At 56.8% G+C, this 18,878-nt stretch carries 15 protein-coding genes; 5 read left to right on the top strand and 10 right to left on the bottom strand.

Annotation, left to right across the window (positions count from 1 at the left end):
* The first annotated feature begins 15 nt into the window (after nt 1-15).
* A complete protein-coding gene (locus tag O3A94_09795) occupies nt 16-612 on the top strand; it encodes a thiamine phosphate synthase (GenBank protein MDA1356546.1) in 597 nt (198 codons plus the stop codon).
* Here O3A94_09795 and cysC read toward each other — a convergent pair.
* From cysC to O3A94_09755, 8 genes are all read right to left on the bottom strand, one after another.
* Complete coding sequence (cysC, locus tag O3A94_09790; GenBank protein ID MDA1356545.1) at nt 609-2,591, bottom strand: adenylyl-sulfate kinase; 1,983 nt, start codon at nt 2,589-2,591, stop codon at nt 609-611. The genes O3A94_09795 and cysC overlap by 4 nt on opposite strands.
* 6 nt (nt 2,592-2,597) lie before the next feature.
* Nucleotides 2,598-3,398, bottom strand: coding sequence for a sulfate adenylyltransferase subunit 2 (locus tag O3A94_09785; GenBank protein MDA1356544.1), 801 nt, complete (start codon nt 3,396-3,398; stop codon nt 2,598-2,600).
* Between the two features lie 52 nt (nt 3,399-3,450).
* The gene (locus O3A94_09780; protein ID MDA1356543.1) at nt 3,451-4,287 is read right to left on the bottom strand and encodes a sulfotransferase domain-containing protein; all 837 of its coding nucleotides are present in this window, start codon (nt 4,285-4,287) and stop codon (nt 3,451-3,453) included.
* A gap of 18 nt (nt 4,288-4,305) precedes the next feature.
* Complete coding sequence (locus tag O3A94_09775; protein MDA1356542.1) at nt 4,306-6,864, bottom strand: tetratricopeptide repeat protein; 2,559 nt, start codon at nt 6,862-6,864, stop codon at nt 4,306-4,308.
* Nucleotides 6,865-7,105: 241 nt separating this feature from the next.
* Entirely contained in the window at nt 7,106-9,349 is a 2,244-nt protein-coding gene (locus O3A94_09770) for a tetratricopeptide repeat protein (protein MDA1356541.1), read from the bottom strand.
* 21 nt (nt 9,350-9,370) lie between these two features.
* Complete coding sequence (locus tag O3A94_09765) at nt 9,371-10,204, bottom strand: sulfotransferase domain-containing protein (GenBank protein ID MDA1356540.1); 834 nt, start codon at nt 10,202-10,204, stop codon at nt 9,371-9,373.
* A 9-nt stretch (nt 10,205-10,213) separates the two neighbouring features.
* A complete protein-coding gene (locus O3A94_09760) occupies nt 10,214-10,606 on the bottom strand; it encodes a hypothetical protein (protein ID MDA1356539.1) in 393 nt (130 codons plus the stop codon).
* 578 nt (nt 10,607-11,184) lie between these two features.
* A complete protein-coding gene (locus O3A94_09755; GenBank protein MDA1356538.1) occupies nt 11,185-12,405 on the bottom strand; it encodes a porin in 1,221 nt (406 codons plus the stop codon).
* 477 nt (nt 12,406-12,882) lie between these two features.
* Here O3A94_09755 and O3A94_09750 point away from each other — a divergent pair, with 477 nt between their 5' ends.
* From O3A94_09750 to holA, 4 genes are all read left to right on the top strand, one after another.
* Nucleotides 12,883-13,422: a DUF3576 domain-containing protein gene (locus tag O3A94_09750; GenBank protein MDA1356537.1), complete on the top strand. Its 540-nt coding sequence runs from the start codon at nt 12,883-12,885 to the stop codon at nt 13,420-13,422.
* A 111-nt stretch (nt 13,423-13,533) separates the two neighbouring features.
* Nucleotides 13,534-16,134 (top strand): leucine--tRNA ligase, encoded by a 2,601-nt coding sequence (leuS, locus tag O3A94_09745; GenBank protein ID MDA1356536.1) that lies wholly within the window; start codon nt 13,534-13,536, stop codon nt 16,132-16,134.
* Between the two features lie 34 nt (nt 16,135-16,168).
* Nucleotides 16,169-16,651 carry an LPS assembly lipoprotein LptE gene (gene lptE / locus O3A94_09740; GenBank protein MDA1356535.1) on the top strand — a complete coding sequence of 161 codons (483 nt, stop codon included), beginning with the start codon at nt 16,169-16,171 and terminating at the stop codon, nt 16,649-16,651.
* Between the two features lie 26 nt (nt 16,652-16,677).
* Entirely contained in the window at nt 16,678-17,739 is a 1,062-nt protein-coding gene (gene holA / locus O3A94_09735; GenBank protein ID MDA1356534.1) for a DNA polymerase III subunit delta, read from the top strand.
* On the opposite strand, the gene O3A94_09730 is transcribed toward holA, so the two are convergent.
* Both O3A94_09730 and O3A94_09725 read right to left on the bottom strand, forming a co-directional pair.
* Entirely contained in the window at nt 17,736-18,569 is an 834-nt protein-coding gene (locus O3A94_09730; GenBank protein ID MDA1356533.1) for a ParB/RepB/Spo0J family partition protein, read from the bottom strand. The two genes, holA and O3A94_09730, sit on opposite strands and share 4 nt — an antisense overlap.
* A gap of 53 nt (nt 18,570-18,622) precedes the next feature.
* Nucleotides 18,623-18,878 (bottom strand): ParA family protein (locus tag O3A94_09725; protein MDA1356532.1); only part of this gene is annotated, 256 nt, incomplete at its 5' end.

Raw genomic sequence — 18,878 nt, 5'->3', positions numbered from 1 at the left:
CATGAAAAGAATTCGATGAAGCTAACAGAGCTGGCGAAACGGCTCAATTCAGAGAACGCCGCAGGCTGCGGCCTGCCGCCGCTCTTATTGATCACCGACGCCCAACGCCTGCCCGATCCGGCCGGTGCGGCGGAGCGGCTGCCGCGCGGCAGCGCCGTGCTGCTGCGCGATTACGACCTGGTGGCGCGCGAAGCGCTAGCCCGCCAGCTTGCCGAGGTAGCGCGGCGGCGCGGCCTCAAACTGCTTATCGCCGGTGACGCAGTGTTGGCAATGCGCGTCGGGGCCGCGGGAATTCATTTGCCCGAAGCGCGGGCCGGCGAAGCGCGGCGCTGGCGCCACCGCCGTCACTGGCTGATCACGGTGGCGGCGCACTCAAGACAGGCGCTACATCAGGCTGCAATGTGCGGCGCCGATGCCGCGCTTCTGTCACCGGTCTTCGCAACTGCGAGCCATCCGGAAGAGCGGCCGCTCGGGTTAGAAGGATTCAATTTATTGGCCGCAAGGTCGAGGCTACCGGTCTACGCCCTTGGCGGGATCAACCCGAATAATGCGGCTCGGCTGTTGAACGGGCGCGCTGCGGGCATTGCCGCCATCGCTGCTTTCGCGGATTAGGAAGTTTCGATCGCGAATTCACCATCAATATAGGAAACCAAAGCGGTAACACTTTGTTCCACCGATTGCGCGTCGGTGTCGACGATTAGGTCTTGCGTCTCGGGCGCCTCATAGGGTGCGGAGATGCCGGTGAATTCGAGGATATCGCCGGCCCGCGCCTTGCGATACAGGCCCTTTGGGTCGCGCTCTTCGCAGAGCGCTAGCGGCGCCTTAACATAGACTTCGTGAAACGCCCCGCTGGGGTAACGCTCGACCGCCGCGCGGGCACGCACGCGATCCGAACGGTACGGCGAAATGAACGCTGTGAGCACGACGAAACCGGCATCAGCGAACAGCGCCGCCACTTCACCGACACGGCGAATATTCTCCGCCCGGTCTTCCGGCGAAAAACTTAAGTTTGCGTTCAGCCCACCGCGCACATTGTCGCCGTCGAGCACATAGACCTGATAGCCTTTTTGGAAAAGCTGACGTTCCGCCTCGAGCGCGATTGTGGTTTTGCCCGAACCGGAAAGCCCGGTAAACCACACCACACCGCCTTTATGGCCGTTACGTTGGCGCCGCAAATCCAGGGAAATACCGGCATCGACAGCAAACAGGTTGCTCGACTTGCCGGTGATGAGCTGGCGTTGATCCGGGTAGCCGCGCATCGAGATAATGCCGCCGCCGGCGATGTCGTAACCGTCGACGATAACGAACCGGCCCGTGCGGCGGTTTTCCGCGAACTCATCCAGCGCTAACATGGCGCGGCCGCGCAACACCACTTCGCCGACGCCGTTGCGTTCGATCACCGCATCGCTCGCAGCAACTTCAGTCATCGCGAGATCGTCGATATCGATGACGCGGTCGATGGATTGCACTTCCACCGGCGCCTCATGTGTGCCGAGCTTGAGCTTGTAGCGCTTTCCGGCGGCAAGCGGCTCTTTGCCGAGCCAGAATACATGGCCGCGAAAGACGTTCGATTCGAGCGGCGGCCGAGAGACATGACTGATCACTTCACCGCGCTCGATGAATATCTGATCATCGAGAATGAGGCCGACCGATTGCCCCGCCTCGGCGCTGGTGCGCGCGTCCGTCTCCGGCCAGCTTTCGATACGCAGCACATGCGCCTTTTTGTTGGACGGCGAGAACAACAGCTCATCGCCGACTTCCAACGCGCCCGATTCAATTCGCCCGGCAATGATGCGGCGGTCATCGAAATGATAAATATCTTGTACCGGCATGCGGAGCGGCGCTTCGGAATCAGCTTCCGGCAACTCGATCGCATCGAGCGCTTCGGTAACAGTTGGCCCATCATACCAAGGGCTGCGGTCAGACCGTTTGTCGATATTGTCGCCATCGCGCGCCGACACCGGAACAACATGGCTTGGCGATATACCAAGCCCAGCCAAATAATCACGAATATCTGCCTCGACGACGGTGAACCGCGCGGCATCAAAATTGACCGCGTCCATCTTGTTGACCGCGACAACGATGCGGCTGAGACCGAGCAGATGAAGAAAATACGCATGGCGGCGGGATTGCTCGCGCACCCCTTCTGCAGCATCGATCACCAGCAGCGCCGCCGAACAAGACGCAGCGCCGCTGACCATGTTCTTGACGAACTCGCGGTGACCCGGCGCGTCGACGATCACATAATCGCGCATCTTCGTGCTGAACCAAATATGCGCCGCGTCGATGGTGATTGCCTGATCGCGCTCGGCTTGGAAGGCGTCCATGACAAAGGCCCACTCGAAAGCCATGCCGCGGCGTTCGCACATCTTGCGAATTGATTCGACCTTGCCATCAGGAAGCGTGCCCGTATCGTGCAGCAGGCGGCCGACCAGAGTGGATTTGCCGTGATCGACATGGCCGACGATAGCGATATCGAGGCGGCGCGCACCGGGCGCTTGTGCGCCTGCCACCTGTGCACCGGCCACTTGTGTGCCGTCGGTGTGTGTGCCGTCAGTGAAAACAACGAATTTGCGGGGTGGTTTGGCCATGGCGGGCTACATGTAACCGTCAGCGCGCAAGCGCTCGAAGGAATCTTCCGCTTCATGGTCCATCGCCCGCCCGGCGCGCTCGGCCGCCGTCGTAACCCGTAGCTCAGCGATGATTTCATCGATCGTCGTTGCCTCGCTATCGATCGGGGAGGTGATGTCTTCGTCGCCGAGCGAGCGGTAGCGTTTGCCGTCGCGCGCGAAATAGAGCGGCACGGTCGGGATGTTTTCCCGCTTGGTATAGAGCCACACATCTATTTCAGACCAATGCAGCAGCGGATGGATGCGGATATGTGTGCCCGGCGGAAAATCCGTCTTGAACTGATCCCAGAATTCTGGCGGCTGATCCTTGAAATGCCATTGCCCCGCTTCGCCGCGCGGACTAAACACCCGCTCCTTGGCACGCGTGCTTTCTTCATCGCGGCGGATGCCGGCAAACACACCGGTAAAGCCTTCGCTTGCCAACAAGGATTTAAGGCCCGCGGTCTTGCGCGCCGCGGCGCGCGCCGCCGGCGGCAAGGTGGCGTCCATGTCTTCGATCGGCGGGCAATCACCGACGATCAAATTGAGGCCCCATTCCTTGGCGTAATGCTCACGAAACGCATACATTTCGGCAAATTTCTTGGCGGTGTCGACATGCACCACCGGAAACGGCACATGGCCGAAGAACGCCTTGCGGCAGAGCCACAACATCACGTTGGAATCCTTGCCGAGCGACCACAACATACCCAACCGTTCGAGCCTGTTATAGGCCTCGCGGATGATATAAATGCTTTGATTTTCAAGGGCTTCCAAATGGTCCAGCATCATATTCACAAAATAATTTCGGTATTTACTAAATTACCCAATTTCTTGCCGTCTTTTAGTATCCCTTCGGCACATAGTCAAACCGTTCCATCTGCTCGCGGTGATTGCCGAGCAAACGGCGAATTTGTGCTGGCGTTAGCTGAGTGCGCCAGTTTCCCGACTTTCCTGAACGGAAGAAAGACTTTTGCACCGGCGTGCGTTCGACAAAGCCGCTTTTCTTCTCCTGAGTACGCAGCACTTTGAAGGATGAAAAACGCACTGCTCGCAGCAAAGCCTCACGCGCCGGATTCAAGCCAAGGAAACGCGCAATGGCGGCAAAGGTGACGGCCGGCCGGGACGCCATATCTTCGTAACGCACGACATGAAGCGCGGGATGTGCGATTTGAGTCCAGCTTTTGACATGGCTCGACCAATCACTGTGATGTTCGGGTACATGGCTTGCACTGACTGGCGTTTCGAATCCGCGCCTCGCCATGAGATCGAGAATATCGTCCACCTGCATGCCTAAATGGTCGGCGTAAGAGAGCGTAATATCGAGAGGATTGCGCACCACATATATCACACCGGCGGTCTCAGACTGGCTAATCATGGCGGTGCCGGCGACCTCGACCAGGGCATTGTGAGTTTTCACGAAAACCGAATTGACAGAGCTTGCGGCGATGCGCGCATGCACTTTGGGCCGAAGGCGCGCTAAATCCTCAACGCTTAACGCCGGCGGCGGGCGGGCATCAAACTCGGCATACCAGTTCGCCTGGCTGTCGCCGTGTGTCAGCGCCGCCATCTTGTTAATATCCACAGGCTGTTCGGAATTGGTGATCAGGTTGAGCAAGAACGCGCGCAGCCAGGTGTTGCCGGATTTCGGATAAGAAGCGAGCCAAACGATATTACCCATGCAACAACCCGTGCCTGTTCAGCCGGCAGCCGGCACGTCGCGCGGCTTGACCCAGAATTGATACATCGCCACGAATGTATGGGGATTGTCGGTCTCGAAGAGATGCCAATTTTCGAGATTTAGGGCGCCGGGGTCATTGGGAAAACGAGCCCGGTAACGATCGATGACCGCACGCTCGCGCATCTCAAAGCCGATAAATTCAAGGTCCAACGCGTCCAAGCAGCGGGCGATCTCAGGCAGGGTAAAACGATGCTCCTCGACATGAAAAAGAAGATCGCGGCATTCCGAAAGGGTATAAAAATCGTGCAGCGCCAATACCCGTTTCAACGGCGCATCGTCGGGCAAAGCGATGATCTCCTGGCGATAGGATCGGATGCGATCCGCCGGATCTTCATCCGTCACCAAATCTGCGCCCAGTTGAACGAAATCAGCACGCGCCAGTTCGCTGTAGAGGCCTATTTTCATAACGCCCCCGGGTTTCAGCAAGTTGCGCAGAATGCGCCACCCCGTCATCGGTTCGCGCATGTGATGCAACACGCCGCCGCAATCAACCATGTCGAAACGGCGCTCAAATCCGGCCAAAGCGAGAATATCGCCACGTGCCCACTCGATGCGATCAATGCCCAACGCCTCGGCTTGGCGATTGCCATAGGCCAGGCTGGCCAGGCTGAGATCCATCGCCAGCACGCGTGAATTTCGGTAGTGCAAAGCTGCGGCGATGGCATGCGCCCCGGTGCCGCAGCCCGCAACCAACAGATCGGGCTCAGCCGAGATATTCAAGCCGGCGAGATTCGCGTGCGGAAAGAGATCACCGAGCAGCGCACGCACCGGCATCGATTTGAGCCGGGCCCGGCTGGTCCAGCGTGGATAAGGGCTTTCTTCGTACTGACGACGCACCTTGCTGGAAGTTTCATCATCGCTGTCGCCAAGCTCGGGCAGGTTCGCCGCCAGTTTCCGTTCGGCGGCGGCGTGGCGGATTTGTTGCGTAATCAAGTGGCCGTAGGCATCGTCGCGCGCAGCCCATTCATGGCCCGCCAAATTTCCACTCGACACCAACCCATCCAACGAACGGTAGCAGGCAAGAACCGCGACGGCGGCACGCGGCGGGCGTTCATCGGGTTGACGCAGGCGGTCGTCGATTTGCTGTTGCAGGACCGCTGCGTTGGCCTTTTCCTCGCCACTCAGGAGATAGACATACTCATTGAGAAAACATTGCCGAGCCAGCGTGCAAAGAAAATGTAGTGTTTGCTGCGTTATCTGTTCGGGCAAACGGCCCGCAACCGCGAGCGTCAGTAGATTTTTGCGTATAGCCGTAAAAAGTTTTTCCAGAGCCGCATCCGGGACAATCACTCGCTGCAAGAGAAGGCTGGCAAAATCCGTACACAACGGCGCCAGCACATCACCCTTCTGTACCTCTTGCGCGCTCAAGGTGAAATCGCCGCGCTCTGCCGCGTGGACCAGCGGCGCAACCTGATGAGAGTTTCGCAGCAAACGGGCAGCCGGCGCCGCCAGAGGCTCGTGGTCGATTCCCTCAATCTTGAGACAGCGCTCCAGATCCTTCCACAATTGCGCGTTGGCTTGCAGGAAATTGGCGCCGCGTAAGCTGTTGGCGAAGGCCTGGGCGCGGTCCACATTTCCGGCGTCGAGATCTAGGGCGCGGCGAAAACAGGTGATGGATTCGCCCCATTTTTGTTGGCGGCGAAAAAGCGCCCCGAGGTTCATATGCAAAGTGGCGTCATGCTGATTGAACGACAGCGCATTTTGCAAGAGGGCTTCAGCCTCATCCAGCCGCCCCTGGTTGCTCCGTACCAAAGCAAGATCATTCAACGCCTGATAATTATCAGGATCAAGTTCTATCGCGCGTTCGAACTCAGCCTCCGCCGCCGCCAACACGCCGATGAATTTTAGCGCGGCGCCCAAATTGATATGCGCATTCGCGTCATGAGGCGCGAGCGCTACGGCGTCACGCAGAATTTTTTCAGCCTCCTCCGTTTCGCCCAATTCCAGCAACAATGCGCCGAGTGTGACCAGTGCCGGAACATAATGGGGAGCCAACGCCACCGCCGCACGCGCTTCGCTTAGTGCTTCTTCCGGCTGGCCACGTGCTTTCAAGAGAAGCGCCAGATTGTTCAGTGCCGGGACATATTTTGGATTGTGCTCAAGGGCCCGGCGGATATGCACCTCGGCCCTTTCGATCTCATCAGGCGCGGCCAACAGGATGCCGGCAATTGCGTTATGCGCCTCGAAATTTCGCTGCTCTACCGCGATGGCGCGGCGGAACGAAGCGAGTGCTTTTTGCTCTTTGCCCTCGGCGCGGAGCGCCAAACCGAGATTGTAGTGCGCCTGGCTGTTTTTGGGATCGCTGCCAACCGCCTGCTTTAGCAAGCGGATGGCGTCATCGGCGTGGCCGCTTTGCATTTTGGCGATGCCCATGAATTGGAGCGCATCGGCATGGCGCGGCTCGCGCGCGAGGACAGCCTCATAACCCGCCACCGCTTGATCGATATGGCCGTCACGATGCAGCCCCGTGGCGCGCTGCATCATCTCCCGCAATTCGGGATCCATGCTACCCGGCATCGCGGCGGCGGGACTCTTCTTTGTTCATTTGATCTCCGGTTTTAGCGGCCAGCGTCTCGCCTGGGCGCCGGACTTTAACCTCGCACCGGTCCGGAGGGAAGCGATTCTCCGGCGCCTCAATGTGCGTTCAGAATATAGCCGAAACACTCCATCATATTTCCGGTTTGGCCATCAACTTTGGGGGGCGCCCAGAGCGGCTAGTTAATTTAGTCCTTCTTCCTCACTGCCAGCCCGGTGCCGGCTAAAGAATGGAATCGGGCGGCAAACTGTTGATCAGCGGCTGGAGCTGCTCCTCGTATTGCCGCCAGCGCCCCACCGAGCTTGCATATATGGGTTGGCGCACTTGGGTGTTGCTGGCCGTAAACACGGGTCGCTTGGATCGGTGAAATTCAAGACAATCGGGATGCCAATCAAGTCCGCAAAAATCCAGCAGGCGGCGCGCTTGTCCAGGTAAATCGGCGACAACGGATTCATATTGGATGTCGTAAATAGGCAGCGGTAACACGCGCCGCCAATGCGCCATTAAATCGAGATAGAGACCGTAATATTCGCCAATTTCTCTTAGATCAAAACTCCACCCCTGGCCGTGGACGAAATTGGTGATGAAGCAGGAGAGGCAAGTATCCAAAGCGCTGCGGCGGCAGTGAACGATACGGGCATTGGGAAACAGCAAGTAAATGAGGCCCAAATATTGGAAGTTGCCCGGCATTTTGTCGCTGATGTAGGGCTCGCTTTTTTTTCGATCGAGCTTGTCAATATAGAGCTTTGCGGCGCTCGCCAAATTGGTTTCATCAAACCCGGCCAAGGCGAATGGATGTCCGCCGTCGGTCTTTGACCATTCGAAAAAGGCGTTCGCGATAATGCTGAGATGAGGCAGTTCTCCCAAGCCGGCGACTTGTGGATGGCTGGCCAGAATTTGCTCAGCCAAGGTCGTGCCGGAGCGCGGCATGCCGACAATAAAAATAGGTGTCGGCCCTTCAACGGGATTGCGCAAACGGCGTTCGAGAAGCTGCGAATCGAAGATCGCCTGGTAACTATCGAAAATCTTGCGGCTGTCCGCTATGGCATATTCAATGGCCTTGCGCCGCAAGCTGGCGCCTTGCGCCCAATGGGTAAAGGCCGCTTTGTGACTGCCGCGGTCGCTCTCCACCTTACCGGCGGCATAATGCAGGTCGGCGCGCTCATTATCGTTCCAATCCCGCTCGGCGAGGGCGACAAGCAGGGTGTCAGAAAACGCATCCCCCTCGGCCACGCGACGCGCATGAGCATAGTTTACATAAGCCCCGGTAAGGCGCCCATTCAGGGTGATCGCCTTGCGGAAATGGGAAATCGCCTCCTCGATACGGCCGCAAACCTGCAGTGCGCTGCCCAAACTCTGATGCCCTTTGGCGGAAGATGGATCGAGCCGTACGGCGGCCTCGCCGCAACGCATCGCATCATCAATATGTCCGAGGAAATGCGCTGCCTGACTCAAATAAACATAAGCTTCGGCAAAATTAGCGTCCAATGCGATAGCTCGTTCGTAATGAGTGATGGCGGAATTATGCGCTCCCTTCCGCCACAGAATGGCACCAAGATTCACATGCAGGGCGGCGTCGTCGGGTTTAACCGACAACGCGCGGCGCAGGAGGACTACGGCTTCGTCTTGCCGATCCTGATTTTTACGGATCAACGCAAGATCATTCAGGCTTTCGCTGTTGTCCGGGTCAAGTTCCAGCGCGCGTTCGAATTCCGCCTCGGCCGCTTCCTGTGCGCCCCTATTAATGAGCGCAGCGCCTAAATTGGTATGCGCGCTAGCGTCCTCGGGAGCGAGCGCCACGGCGTCGCGAAGAATTTGTTCGGCTTCCTCCGTTTCGCCCATTTCCAACAATAACGCGCCCAGCGTGACCAGCGCCGGAACATTTCGTGGCGCCAATGCGACCGCCGCACGCGCCTCGCTCACCGCGTCTTCCAGCCGGCCACACGCCTTCAGGAGAAGCGCCCGATTGTTCAGTGCTGGGAGATATTTTGGATTGTTCTCCAAGGCCCGGCGGATATGCGCCTCAGCCGTGTCGAGCTGATCGGGCGCGACCAGCAGAATGCCGGCAATCGCGTTATGCGCCTCAAAATTTCGTGGCTCTACCGCGATGGCGCGGCGAAAGGACACAAGCGCATCTTGCTCCTTGCCATTGGTGCGGAACGCCAAGCCGAGATTGTAGTGCGCCCGGCTGTTTTTGGGATCGCTGCCGACCGCCTGCTTTAACAAGCCGATGGCTTCATCGGCGTGGCCGCTTTGCATCTTGGCGACGCCCAAGAACTGGAGCGCATCGGCATGGCGCGGCTGACGCGTGAGGACAGCCTCATAAGCCGCCATCGCCTGGTCGATGCGTCCGTCGCGATGAAGCCCCGTCGCCTGCTGCATGATCTCCTGCAATTCGGGATCCATGCTGCCCGGCGGCGCGGCGCGGGTCTGTGCTTGGCGACTTCGGCGCTCTTTTCTGTTCATCCGATCTCCGGTCTCAGCGCGTCAATAGGCATCCGGGATATAGCCAAAACGCTCCATTTGCTCAGCATGGCGCTCGACGACGCGGCGCACCTGATCGGCGCTCAATACGCCCCGCCACTGATCCGATTTGCCAACCCGAAGTAATTTTGTTGAAGCTTCGGTGCTACGCGCATAAGTGGATTTTTCCTGTTCCACCGCTAGATTGTCAAACGTGGAATACCGTATCGCTCGGTCGATCCGCGCCGGCGAAGCATCGAAACCGAAGAATGTGGCCACGGGCCCAAAAGATTTTTCCGGTACCGACAGCATGTCTTCATAGCGCAGGAGGTGAAGCCCGGCATGGCGCTGCTGGGTCCAACTCAAGACATGGGTCGACCAACTGCCGTGGAATTCGTAGGCGAATTGATCGCTGTTCTCGGATTCATATTCGGTCTCGAGCCGGAGGATCGCGTCATCGATGCTGCACTCATCCGCCGCCGCCAGGGACAGCGCCAAATCGAGCGGATTGCGGACCAGATATATCGCCGCTGTCGTATGCTCCATAGTAATGGTGGCAGAGCCGCCGCGCGACGCCAAAGCCGCCTGGGTGCTGGCGAAAACATTGTCGGACCGAAGCTCGGCAATGGTCTGATGTGCCGCGGCTCGGCGTTCAGCCGTTTCATTCCGCGACCAAGCGCTGAGGGGGCGGGAATCCAACTTCATGAAATGCAGGGCGGCCGCCTCCGGCGTGCAAAAGTTGCGAATTATTTCCGCACTCGGTGTCTGATGGGCGTCGGAAATCAAATTGTACAGAAAGGCTTGCAGCCAGATATTGCCCGATTTGGGGTAGGAGGCAAGCCAGATGATGTTGCTCATTGTTTGTGCCTATCGCCAGAAAACGACTCGGTGCGAGTATAACTGCTCGACCCCGGCTAAGCGACGGAAGCGGGCATGCTCGCCGTCTGTCCAACCTTGCGCGCCAAGCGCGGCAGACAAGGCGTCGGCAAACTTGTCTCCCTCGGCAACGCGACGCGCATAGGCGTAGTTCTCATAAGCTTCGGCAAGGCGCTCATTTAGTGTAATGGCCTGACGGAAACGGGATATCGCTTCTTCGATGCGGCCGCCCGCTTGCAGGGCGCGGCCCAAATTTATATGCCCCTTGGCGGAAGACGGATGGAGCCGCACGGCGACTTCGCCGCAGCTGAGCGCTTCATCGAGGCGGCCGAGAAAAAGCATCGCCTGACCCAGATAGACATAGCGCGGTGAGAGCTTGTTCATAGTGTTTTACGGCGGCGCCACGATCGCCTTCTTGCCACAACAGGGCGCCCAGATTTAGATGTATGCGCGCCTGGTTCGGATCAAGTTTGAGCGCCCGAAGATAGTGGGTTTTTGCTTTGTCCGGTTTCGACAAACCTTCGTACGCGACCACAGGCTGCCATGCGTGGTGGAATTGCCATCGTCGAGACGAAGCGCCCTTTTGATCAGGGGAACAGCCTGCGCATGCTTGCCAGCTTGTACTTTCAGGGTGCCGTGAAAGTCTAATATATCGCCATTGTTGGGCGCAATTTTCGCTAATTTGACGAGAAGTTTTTCGGCCTCGCGGATTTGCCCGGCGCGGGCCAGCTCGGAAGCGCGCACCCATAAGGCGTTTGCATCCTGGGTGCCGCCTCCAGCCCTATTCGCGCGCCGTGTCACATCCGCCTCACACCACCGCAATGCCTGCGTCGAAATCTAATGCGGAGAATATTCTCCTGCCACCAGCATGACGCATGGAAGCCGAAATAGCCGGTTTGCGATAGGCAAAAAAAGGGGACGGCCCAAGGGCCGTCCCCAAAATTTCGAGATAAAATGACTGCTTAGAATGTCATAGCCGCACTTATCGCGAATTCGGTGAATTCGTTGTCCAACCCACCCACTGCAGTTCCATCATCAAAGTCGCCTCTGCGGATGGTTGCGCCGACATCAATCCCCGGGCCCAACACATAGGTGCCATTGAGCTCGTAAATCGTGAAATCGTCGGTCGTGTTATCAGCAGCCACCTCGACTTCTGCACTGCCATACATAAGGCCCACACCAAACGGTCCGGACCACCAAGACACGCCGATATCATAGTCCGTGCGCTCCATGCCGCGGCCGGCCGCATTATTAGAAACCTGATCGGACTCAAGCCAACCGCCACCGATGGACCATTCGCCGAAGCTAATTTTGCCGCCGAACTGCGTCGACCCGGGATTATTTTCGCAATTCTGATCCGATGCGTTGGCGATAGTAGTGGTAAGAGCCGGGGTTTGTGTAACTCTCGAAGCTACGGTAGTCACACCTGCTGCATTGACGTTGCAAGTCTCAAGTGTGTAGGCCTCGTAGCCGGCCATTAAACGGATATTGAAGTCGCCGAAATTGTTGCTGAACTCAGCAGCAACCGCAGCGTTGTTCTGGAGCCCGCCAAGAGCGTTACCGGCATTACCGCCATATTGATCGCCGTTGCTGTCGCCCGGTGAATAGCTCGCGCCGATGCGGAAGCCATTGAAGGTTGGTGAGAAATAAACCAGCTTCAAGTTATCTTCGATGCCCAGGCCATCGTCATAGGTACGGACGTTGAAGATACCGGTGGTGCCGTTGTTACCCGGGTTGCCAAAGATGAAGAACGGCGTGTTGACGCCGAAGTTATAGTTGCCGCTCGGCGCGAAATTCGTCATTTCCTGGCGCGCGCTTTCGATCTGACCAAATTTAATCTGGCCGAAGCTGCCTTGGAAGAAAGCATGACGTTCGTCGAGAGACTCACTACCGGCGGTGGCATCGGCGTTACCTTCGATGTTGAAGCTGACGCCAGCAGTGATGCCGTTATCAAGCGTCGTCGAACCCGAAATGGTGATTTCGATATCGTTAGCGATGGTCATGCTATTGGCAGCATTAGCAAACTGGCCATCGGCGCTATTCTGGTCGATAAAACCCATGGCGCTGCGGACATAACCGCCAACGCCAACTGAGATCGGATCTTCAGCTGCCTGGACTACACCGCTCGACACAACGCCAGCGGCGATGAGTGCGGTCGTCCCCAATAAAAGTGTTTTTTTCATGTGTTCAATCCTCCTCTGGAGAGATTATGGTTTCCCAGTTCGTCGCTGGCAGGGCCAGACCGCCTGGATGTGATCGCTATTAAGTCGCCTGCCTGCACATGAAAGTCACCAGCTTCCGGAGCTTATCACTCCTATTTTTCTTGTGACCATCTTGCCGACTAAAGGCTCGTCCAGCCGCCCTACTTGGGTCGACCGAAACTGAACCTATCCCTATTGAATCAAAGATCAAGCAAAATTGGACGTGCCCATTCTTCATTTTCGCAACACGTTGCAAAAATGCCGCACGAGTGTGTCAGAGACGATTATTTGTTTCACTGCGGCGCAGCGTCCGCCATGATTTTGCCGAATTGAACCAGTTTGTGATATGATAGGCGTACACCGTTATACTGCGTCGCATTCAACCGGTAAAACAGTGGCACGGCACGCTTTATTTGGCGGGCATACTCAACAATTTGGGCAACCGCACCGAGTGACGCAATGAGACTGAACATAGCAATATTCATCGCCCCGGTAATCCTAACTGGTCTGATTTCGGCACTCGGCGCGTGCGGATATTTCGATCCCGACCAGGTTCTGGTCACTAACCCGAAGACATCGCGCGGCCCTAACGCCGGCACCAGCGTTTTCGGCGAGGGCGGTATTAACTTTTTTGGCAACGCTGGAGAAGAGGAAGCGGGCGGAGGCGGCGCTGGAATCGGCGTCAACAGCCATTTGTGGCGTGCGTCGCTCGATACCATCTCCTTCATGCCGCTATCTTCGGCCGATCCCTTCGGGGGTGTGATCATTACTGATTGGTACGCGCCGCCGGATTCGCCGAGCGAGCGTTTCAAGATGACAATATTTATTTTGGACCGCGCGCTGCGGGCGGATGGCTTACGCGTCGCGGTATTCCGGCAGCAACAAAGCGACAAAGGTGACTGGATAGACAGTTCGATCAACCCGTCGACAGTTACCAGCCTCGAAAATAAGATTCTGGAGCGTGCCCGCCAGTTGCGCACTGGCGGCATCGGCGAGTAGCCGAACGCCACCAGCCGCAGGCGCACGGCGCGCGAGACCGACGCCCGCGCGGCGCCACGGCGTCAAAATATTCTCTTCGTCAACCTACAGTAAATTGACGTCATACCGGACATCATGAGCGAGCGATACAACGCCAAGGAAATAGAGGCCAAATGGCAAGCAAGTTGGGAAACTGACGGTGCTTTTCGGCCCGATCCCGATTCCCAGCAGCCGAAATATTATGTTTTGGAAATGTTTCCCTATCCGTCGGGGAAAATCCATATGGGCCATGTGCGTAACTACACCATGGGGGATGTGGTAGCGCGCTACAAACGGGCGCGCGGCTTCAATGTATTGCATCCGATGGGCTGGGATGCGTTTGGTCTGCCGGCGGAAAATGCCGCCATGGAGCGTGGTATCCATCCCGGCGAGTGGACCTACGCCAACATCGCCACCATGCGCCGCCAACTCAAATCGATGGGCCTGTCGATCGATTGGGAACGCGAAATCGCAACCTGCCATCCCGGCTATTACGTCCATCAACAGCGCATGTTCCTGGATTTTCTCGAGGCCGGCCTAGCTTACCGTAAGGAATCCTGGGTCAATTGGGATCCGGTCGACAATACAGTGCTTGCTAATGAGCAGGTGATCGAAGGGCGAGGCTGGCGATCCGGCGCGGTGGTGGAAAAGCGCCTACTATCGCAATGGTTTTTCCGCATCACAGAATATGGCGACGAGCTGCTGCAAGCGCTCGATGGTTTGGAACGTTGGCCTGACAAAGTGCGCGTCATGCAGAGCAATTGGATCGGCCGCTCGACCGGCGCCCGGGTCAATTTTGAGCTGCTCGGCGGCACGGGCGGCGAGGAGGCGGCGAAACCGCTTGAGGTCTATACCACCCGCCCGGATACGTTATTCGGAGCATCGTTTTGCGCGCTGTCGCCCAATCATCCGCTGAGCGCTGAGCTGGCGCGCGAGAATCCCACAATTGCGGCCTTCGCCGAGCACTGCAATCGTGTCGGTACAGGTGAAGAGGTCATTGAAAAAGCAGAAAAAATTGGCGTGGACACAGGGTTGCGCGCGCGCCATCCGTTTGTAGAAGGGCGCGAATTGCCGGTCTATGTGGCGAATTTTGTCCTCATGGACTATGGCACTGGGGCGATTTTCGGCTGCCCGGCGCATGATCAACGCGACCTCGAATTCGCGCGCAAATACGAACTGCCAGTAATCCCCGTGGTGTGCCCGCCAGACCAGGATGCCGAGTCGTTTGAGATCGGTGCGGAGGCCTATACCGATGACGGCGTACTGATTAATTCGGGATTTCTCAACGGTCTCGATGTCCCGAGTGCACTTGAGAAAGTCATCGAACGGTTAGCCGCATCCAACATCGGCGAGGCGACAATCAATTATAGATTGCGCGATTGGGGAATTTCTCGACAGCGCTATTGGGGCTGTCCGATTCCGGTCGTGCATTGTGCTGCCTGCGGCGTGGTGGCGGTGCCACGCGAAGAATTGCCGGTGCGCTTACCGGATGATGTCACCTTCGACACGCCGGGCAATCCGTTGGACAATCACACGGGCTGGCGAGAAGTGCCTTGTCCGTCCTGTGGCGCACCGGCGCGGCGCGACAGCGATACCATGGATACCTTCGTCGATTCCTCCTGGTACTTCGCGCGTTTCTGTTCACCGCGGGCCGACGAGCCGGTGACGGCAGCGGATGTCGATCATTGGCTACCGGTGGATCAATATATCGGCGGCGTCGAACATGCCGTCCTCCATTTGCTCTATTCCCGCTTCTTTGTGCGGGCGATGAAACGCTGTGGCTATGTGTCGATCGACGAGCCGTTCGCCGGACTGTTTACCCAGGGCATGGTGTGTCACGAAACCTACCAGGACGCGGCAGGTGGTTGGCTCTATCCGGAAGAAGTGACATCCGACGACAAGGGCGGATTGGTGCGCGTTAGCGATAGCGCGCCGGTTACGGTCGGCCGTTCTGTATCGATGAGCAAGTCAAAACGTAATGTCGTCGATCCGGAAGAAATCATCGATTCCTATGGTGCCGATACGGCGCGGCTCTTCATGCTTTCAGACAGCCCACCCGAACGTGATCTCGAATGGAGCGATACCGGGATTAAGGGTGCCTGGCGTTATCTTGGCAGCGTGTGGCGGATGGTAACCCAGCTTGACCAAGCCGCCACCGCTTCAGATAAGGACGGCACCGATGCGATAATCCCACCGGGGGATGTAAACCTTTTTGCCACCCAGCGAACCATTCACCAAACCATCGCCGGCGTCACGAACGATTTGGAAAAATTTCATTTCAATCGAGCTGTGGCGCGGGTTCGCCAATTGACAAATGAGCTCGGGGAAATGGACCGGAGTTCAGAGGCCGGCGCGCTAGTCTATCGTACTGGGCTGGAAATTGTCCTCCGGCTATTGATGCCGATGACCCCACATATATGTGCTGAGCTGTGGGGCTATTTGAAAAAAGATAAATCATTATTTCAACTGGAATGGCCGCAAGCCGAGCAAAGATACCTGAGTCAGGACAGCGTGACGCTGGCCGTGCAGGTAAATGGGAAAAAACGGGCAACCATTGAACTGCCTATTGATCATGACAATGCGAGCGCGGAAACCGCGGCGTTGGCCGACGAAGGGGTCCAACGTGCCATTGCGGGAATGGCGGTTCGTAAGGTGGTTGTCGTAAAAGGCAAGATCGTCAATGTCGTGGTTTAGCCTTCATCGAAGCGCGTCGTTCGGATTTGTGACGATGGCTATTCTTGCCAGCATGTTGGTTACGGGATGTGGTTTCACACCAATTTATAGCCAGGATAAATCAAATTCTGTTCGCCAGTATCTGCCTCTAGTTGAAGTTGCCAAGATAAGCGGGCATAGCGGCCTGCTATTGCGCAACCGGTTAAACGAAAAACTATCGCCAAAAAGTGTTGCCGATGTGCCGCAGTTTCGGTTGTCGATCGATCTTGAAAGCTCAACGCAAGCCCTGTTGATACAGTCGGACAATACGGCTACGCGCCAAAATTTGCGGATGAGAGCATCGTTCGCCTTGGTCGATTTGTCGAGCGGGGCCACAGTGTTTGAGGGAAATTCTGTTTCGGTTGGCAGTTACAATGTAGTCGGTTCTGAATTTGCAACGATCTCGGCTGAGGACAACGCGGCGGAGCGCGCCGCACAGGAAATCGGTAAAGAAATATTCGATTTGTTGGTGGTTTATTTTAATCGCAAAGAATCCTAATACCGAAAGCCAAAAGCGGAATAATCATGGTGGCGTTCAAGGGCTCACGAGGCCAAAAAATTTGCGCTCAGCCTCCCGCCAATGTGAAGGCTCTGCTGATTTATGGTCCAAATGCCGGATTGGTGCGAGAGAGTGCCAGGGGCGCAATCAAGTTCGCTGTGGAAGATTTGGCCGACGCCTTTCGTCTGTGTGAATTGCAGGCCCGTGATATTGTCGGCGATCCAGCCCGTTTGGCTGATGAATTAGGTGCGCTTCCATTTGGCGGCGGGCGACGGGCGGTGTGGCTCAAGGATGCCGGAGATAGCCACACGGGAATGATCTCGGCAGCGCTTGAGACTGAATGCGGGGATACTCTGCTTGTTGTCGAAGCCGCCAATTTGGGGCCCGGATCTTCATTGCGGAAGTTGTTTGAGCGGGACGCGGATCTCGGTGCCGTTGCCTGTTATGAAGACGACCAGAACAGCCTCAGAGATTATGTTGCCGAATTCCTGTCATCGAAAAATGCCAATATCGAGCCGGATGCCCTTTTTTGGCTACTGGAAAGGCTAGGCAACGACCGCATGCAGGTGCGGAATGAACTGGGGAAATTGATTCTCTTTGCGTTAAACGATGACCCATCTACGGATACGGGCGCGACGCGGATTACGTTGCAGATCGTCATGGATGGTGCCGGGGACGCCGGCGTGTGGTCTCTCGATCAATTGGCTGATGCCGTGGCGAACGGTGAATTGGCAAATGTGGACCGTTTTTTGGAACTTGCCGTCGAGCAGGGTGTTCAACCTATTAGTGCGCTGCGCTCCGTCGCCCGGAGATTTCTACAGCTGCACTATGTTGTCGGTCTGTCAGCAGCTGGCGGGTCCCTCGAAAAATTAATCTCGTCTCTTCGCCCGCCAATATTTTTTAAGCACCGGCCTGCCTTTCACCTTCAGGCAACGCATTGGTCTTTGCCGCGCATTGCCCAGGCGATGGGTATATTGTGCGAAGCGGAAATCGACTGCAAAACAACCGGCATGCCGGCTCATGAAATTTGCGCGAGGGCCCTGGTGCGAATCGGCGCGGCGGGGCGGGCTGGCAGGGCGCGCGGCTAATCTAGGCGCTTTAGGAATTCGTCTAATTGTTCCAATGTTTTATATTGGACGCTCAGGCTACCTCCGCGTTTTTTCTCGGTAATGATCACCTTTAATCCGAGACGATTGGACAATATTTGTTCCAGGTCTTTGAGATCAGCGCTTTTCTTGGAATCAGGATTGCGCGATGGCTTAGATTGGGTGGTCGCGGCGCGCATCATATTTTCTGTTTGCCGGACATTAAGGTTTTCGTCGACGATTCTTTCAGCAATTTCGACTGCATCAGGCGAACCCACCAAGACTCTGGCGTGACCTGCGCTCAATTTTCCGGCAATGGTGAGATCCCTAACTTGGGACGGAAGCGTTAGCAGACGAACTGTGTTGGCGATGTGGCTGCGACTGCGGCCGAGGGCCCGGGCGACTTCCTCCTGAGTATTGCCAAAGTCAGAAATTAGCCGCTGATAGGCTTCGGCCTCTTCGATAATATTTAGATTTTCGCGATGTATATTTTCAATCAGAGCGATTTCCAGCGCGTCCTGGTCGCCAATGAAGTGAATGATAACAGGTACTTCATGAAGACCCGCGCGCTGTGCGGCGCGCCACCGACGTTCACCAGCGATAATTTCATAATCGCCGTCTGAACCCTTTGCTGGGCGTACCAATATAGGTTGGAGGATGCCTTGTTGGCGAATTGAGTCCGCTAGGGTAGCTATCTCAGAATCGGCAAATTCTTTACGCGGTTGCAATCTGCCGGCCCGAAGGCTGGCGATCGGTAGCACACGGGCCGAACTGGGTGTCGTTTCAGCAGCTAAGCGATCGCCACCGCCACTATCTCCAAGCAACGTGGCCAAACCTGAGCCCAAACCGCGTAGGCGTTGTGGTGCCTGATTCGATGATTCTGCGTTCATGACACTCTGATCCCTTCGCGTTTCAACATCTCGCTGGCAAGATGCGCGTAGGCCTGCGCACCGGCGCAGTGAATGTCATATAGTAATACAGGTTTTCCGAAAGACGGCGCTTCTGAAATACGCACATTTCTCGGTATAACGGTGTCATACACCTTGGAACCCAAGTGATTTCGTACGTCCTCGGCGACCTGCTCGGACAAATTGTTTCGCTTGTCATACATTGTGAGAACAACACCTTGAATTTGTAGGACA

Source organism: Pseudomonadota bacterium (genome assembly GCA_027624955.1).
Taxonomy (GTDB): Bacteria; Pseudomonadota; Alphaproteobacteria; order UBA828; family UBA828; genus PTKB01.
The sequence above is the reverse complement of the archived record's forward strand: the minus strand, read 5'-3'. Positions and strand labels throughout refer to the sequence as shown.

Excerpts from the sequence above, each read along its gene's own strand:
- O3A94_09755 (MDA1356538.1), bottom strand. The coding sequence starts at position 12,405 with ATGAAAAAAACACTTTTATTGGGGACGACCGCACTCATCGCCGCTGGC.
- O3A94_09770 (MDA1356541.1), bottom strand. The coding sequence starts at position 9,349 with ATGAACAGAAAAGAGCGCCGAAGTCGCCAAGCACAGACCCGCGCCGCG.
- O3A94_09750 (MDA1356537.1), top strand. The coding sequence starts at position 12,883 with ATGAGACTGAACATAGCAATATTCATCGCCCCGGTAATCCTAACTGGT.
- O3A94_09765 (MDA1356540.1), bottom strand. The coding sequence starts at position 10,204 with ATGAGCAACATCATCTGGCTTGCCTCCTACCCCAAATCGGGCAATATC.
- O3A94_09780 (MDA1356543.1), bottom strand. The coding sequence starts at position 4,287 with ATGGGTAATATCGTTTGGCTCGCTTCTTATCCGAAATCCGGCAACACC.
- O3A94_09795 (MDA1356546.1), top strand. The coding sequence starts at position 16 with ATGAAGCTAACAGAGCTGGCGAAACGGCTCAATTCAGAGAACGCCGCA.
- lptE (MDA1356535.1), top strand. The coding sequence starts at position 16,169 with ATGGCTATTCTTGCCAGCATGTTGGTTACGGGATGTGGTTTCACACCA.
- O3A94_09760 (MDA1356539.1), bottom strand. The coding sequence starts at position 10,606 with ATGAACAAGCTCTCACCGCGCTATGTCTATCTGGGTCAGGCGATGCTT.
- holA (MDA1356534.1), top strand. The coding sequence starts at position 16,678 with ATGGTGGCGTTCAAGGGCTCACGAGGCCAAAAAATTTGCGCTCAGCCT.
- cysC (MDA1356545.1), bottom strand. The coding sequence starts at position 2,591 with ATGGCCAAACCACCCCGCAAATTCGTTGTTTTCACTGACGGCACACAC.
- O3A94_09785 (MDA1356544.1), bottom strand. The coding sequence starts at position 3,398 with ATGATGCTGGACCATTTGGAAGCCCTTGAAAATCAAAGCATTTATATC.
- O3A94_09775 (MDA1356542.1), bottom strand. The coding sequence starts at position 6,864 with ATGCCGGGTAGCATGGATCCCGAATTGCGGGAGATGATGCAGCGCGCC.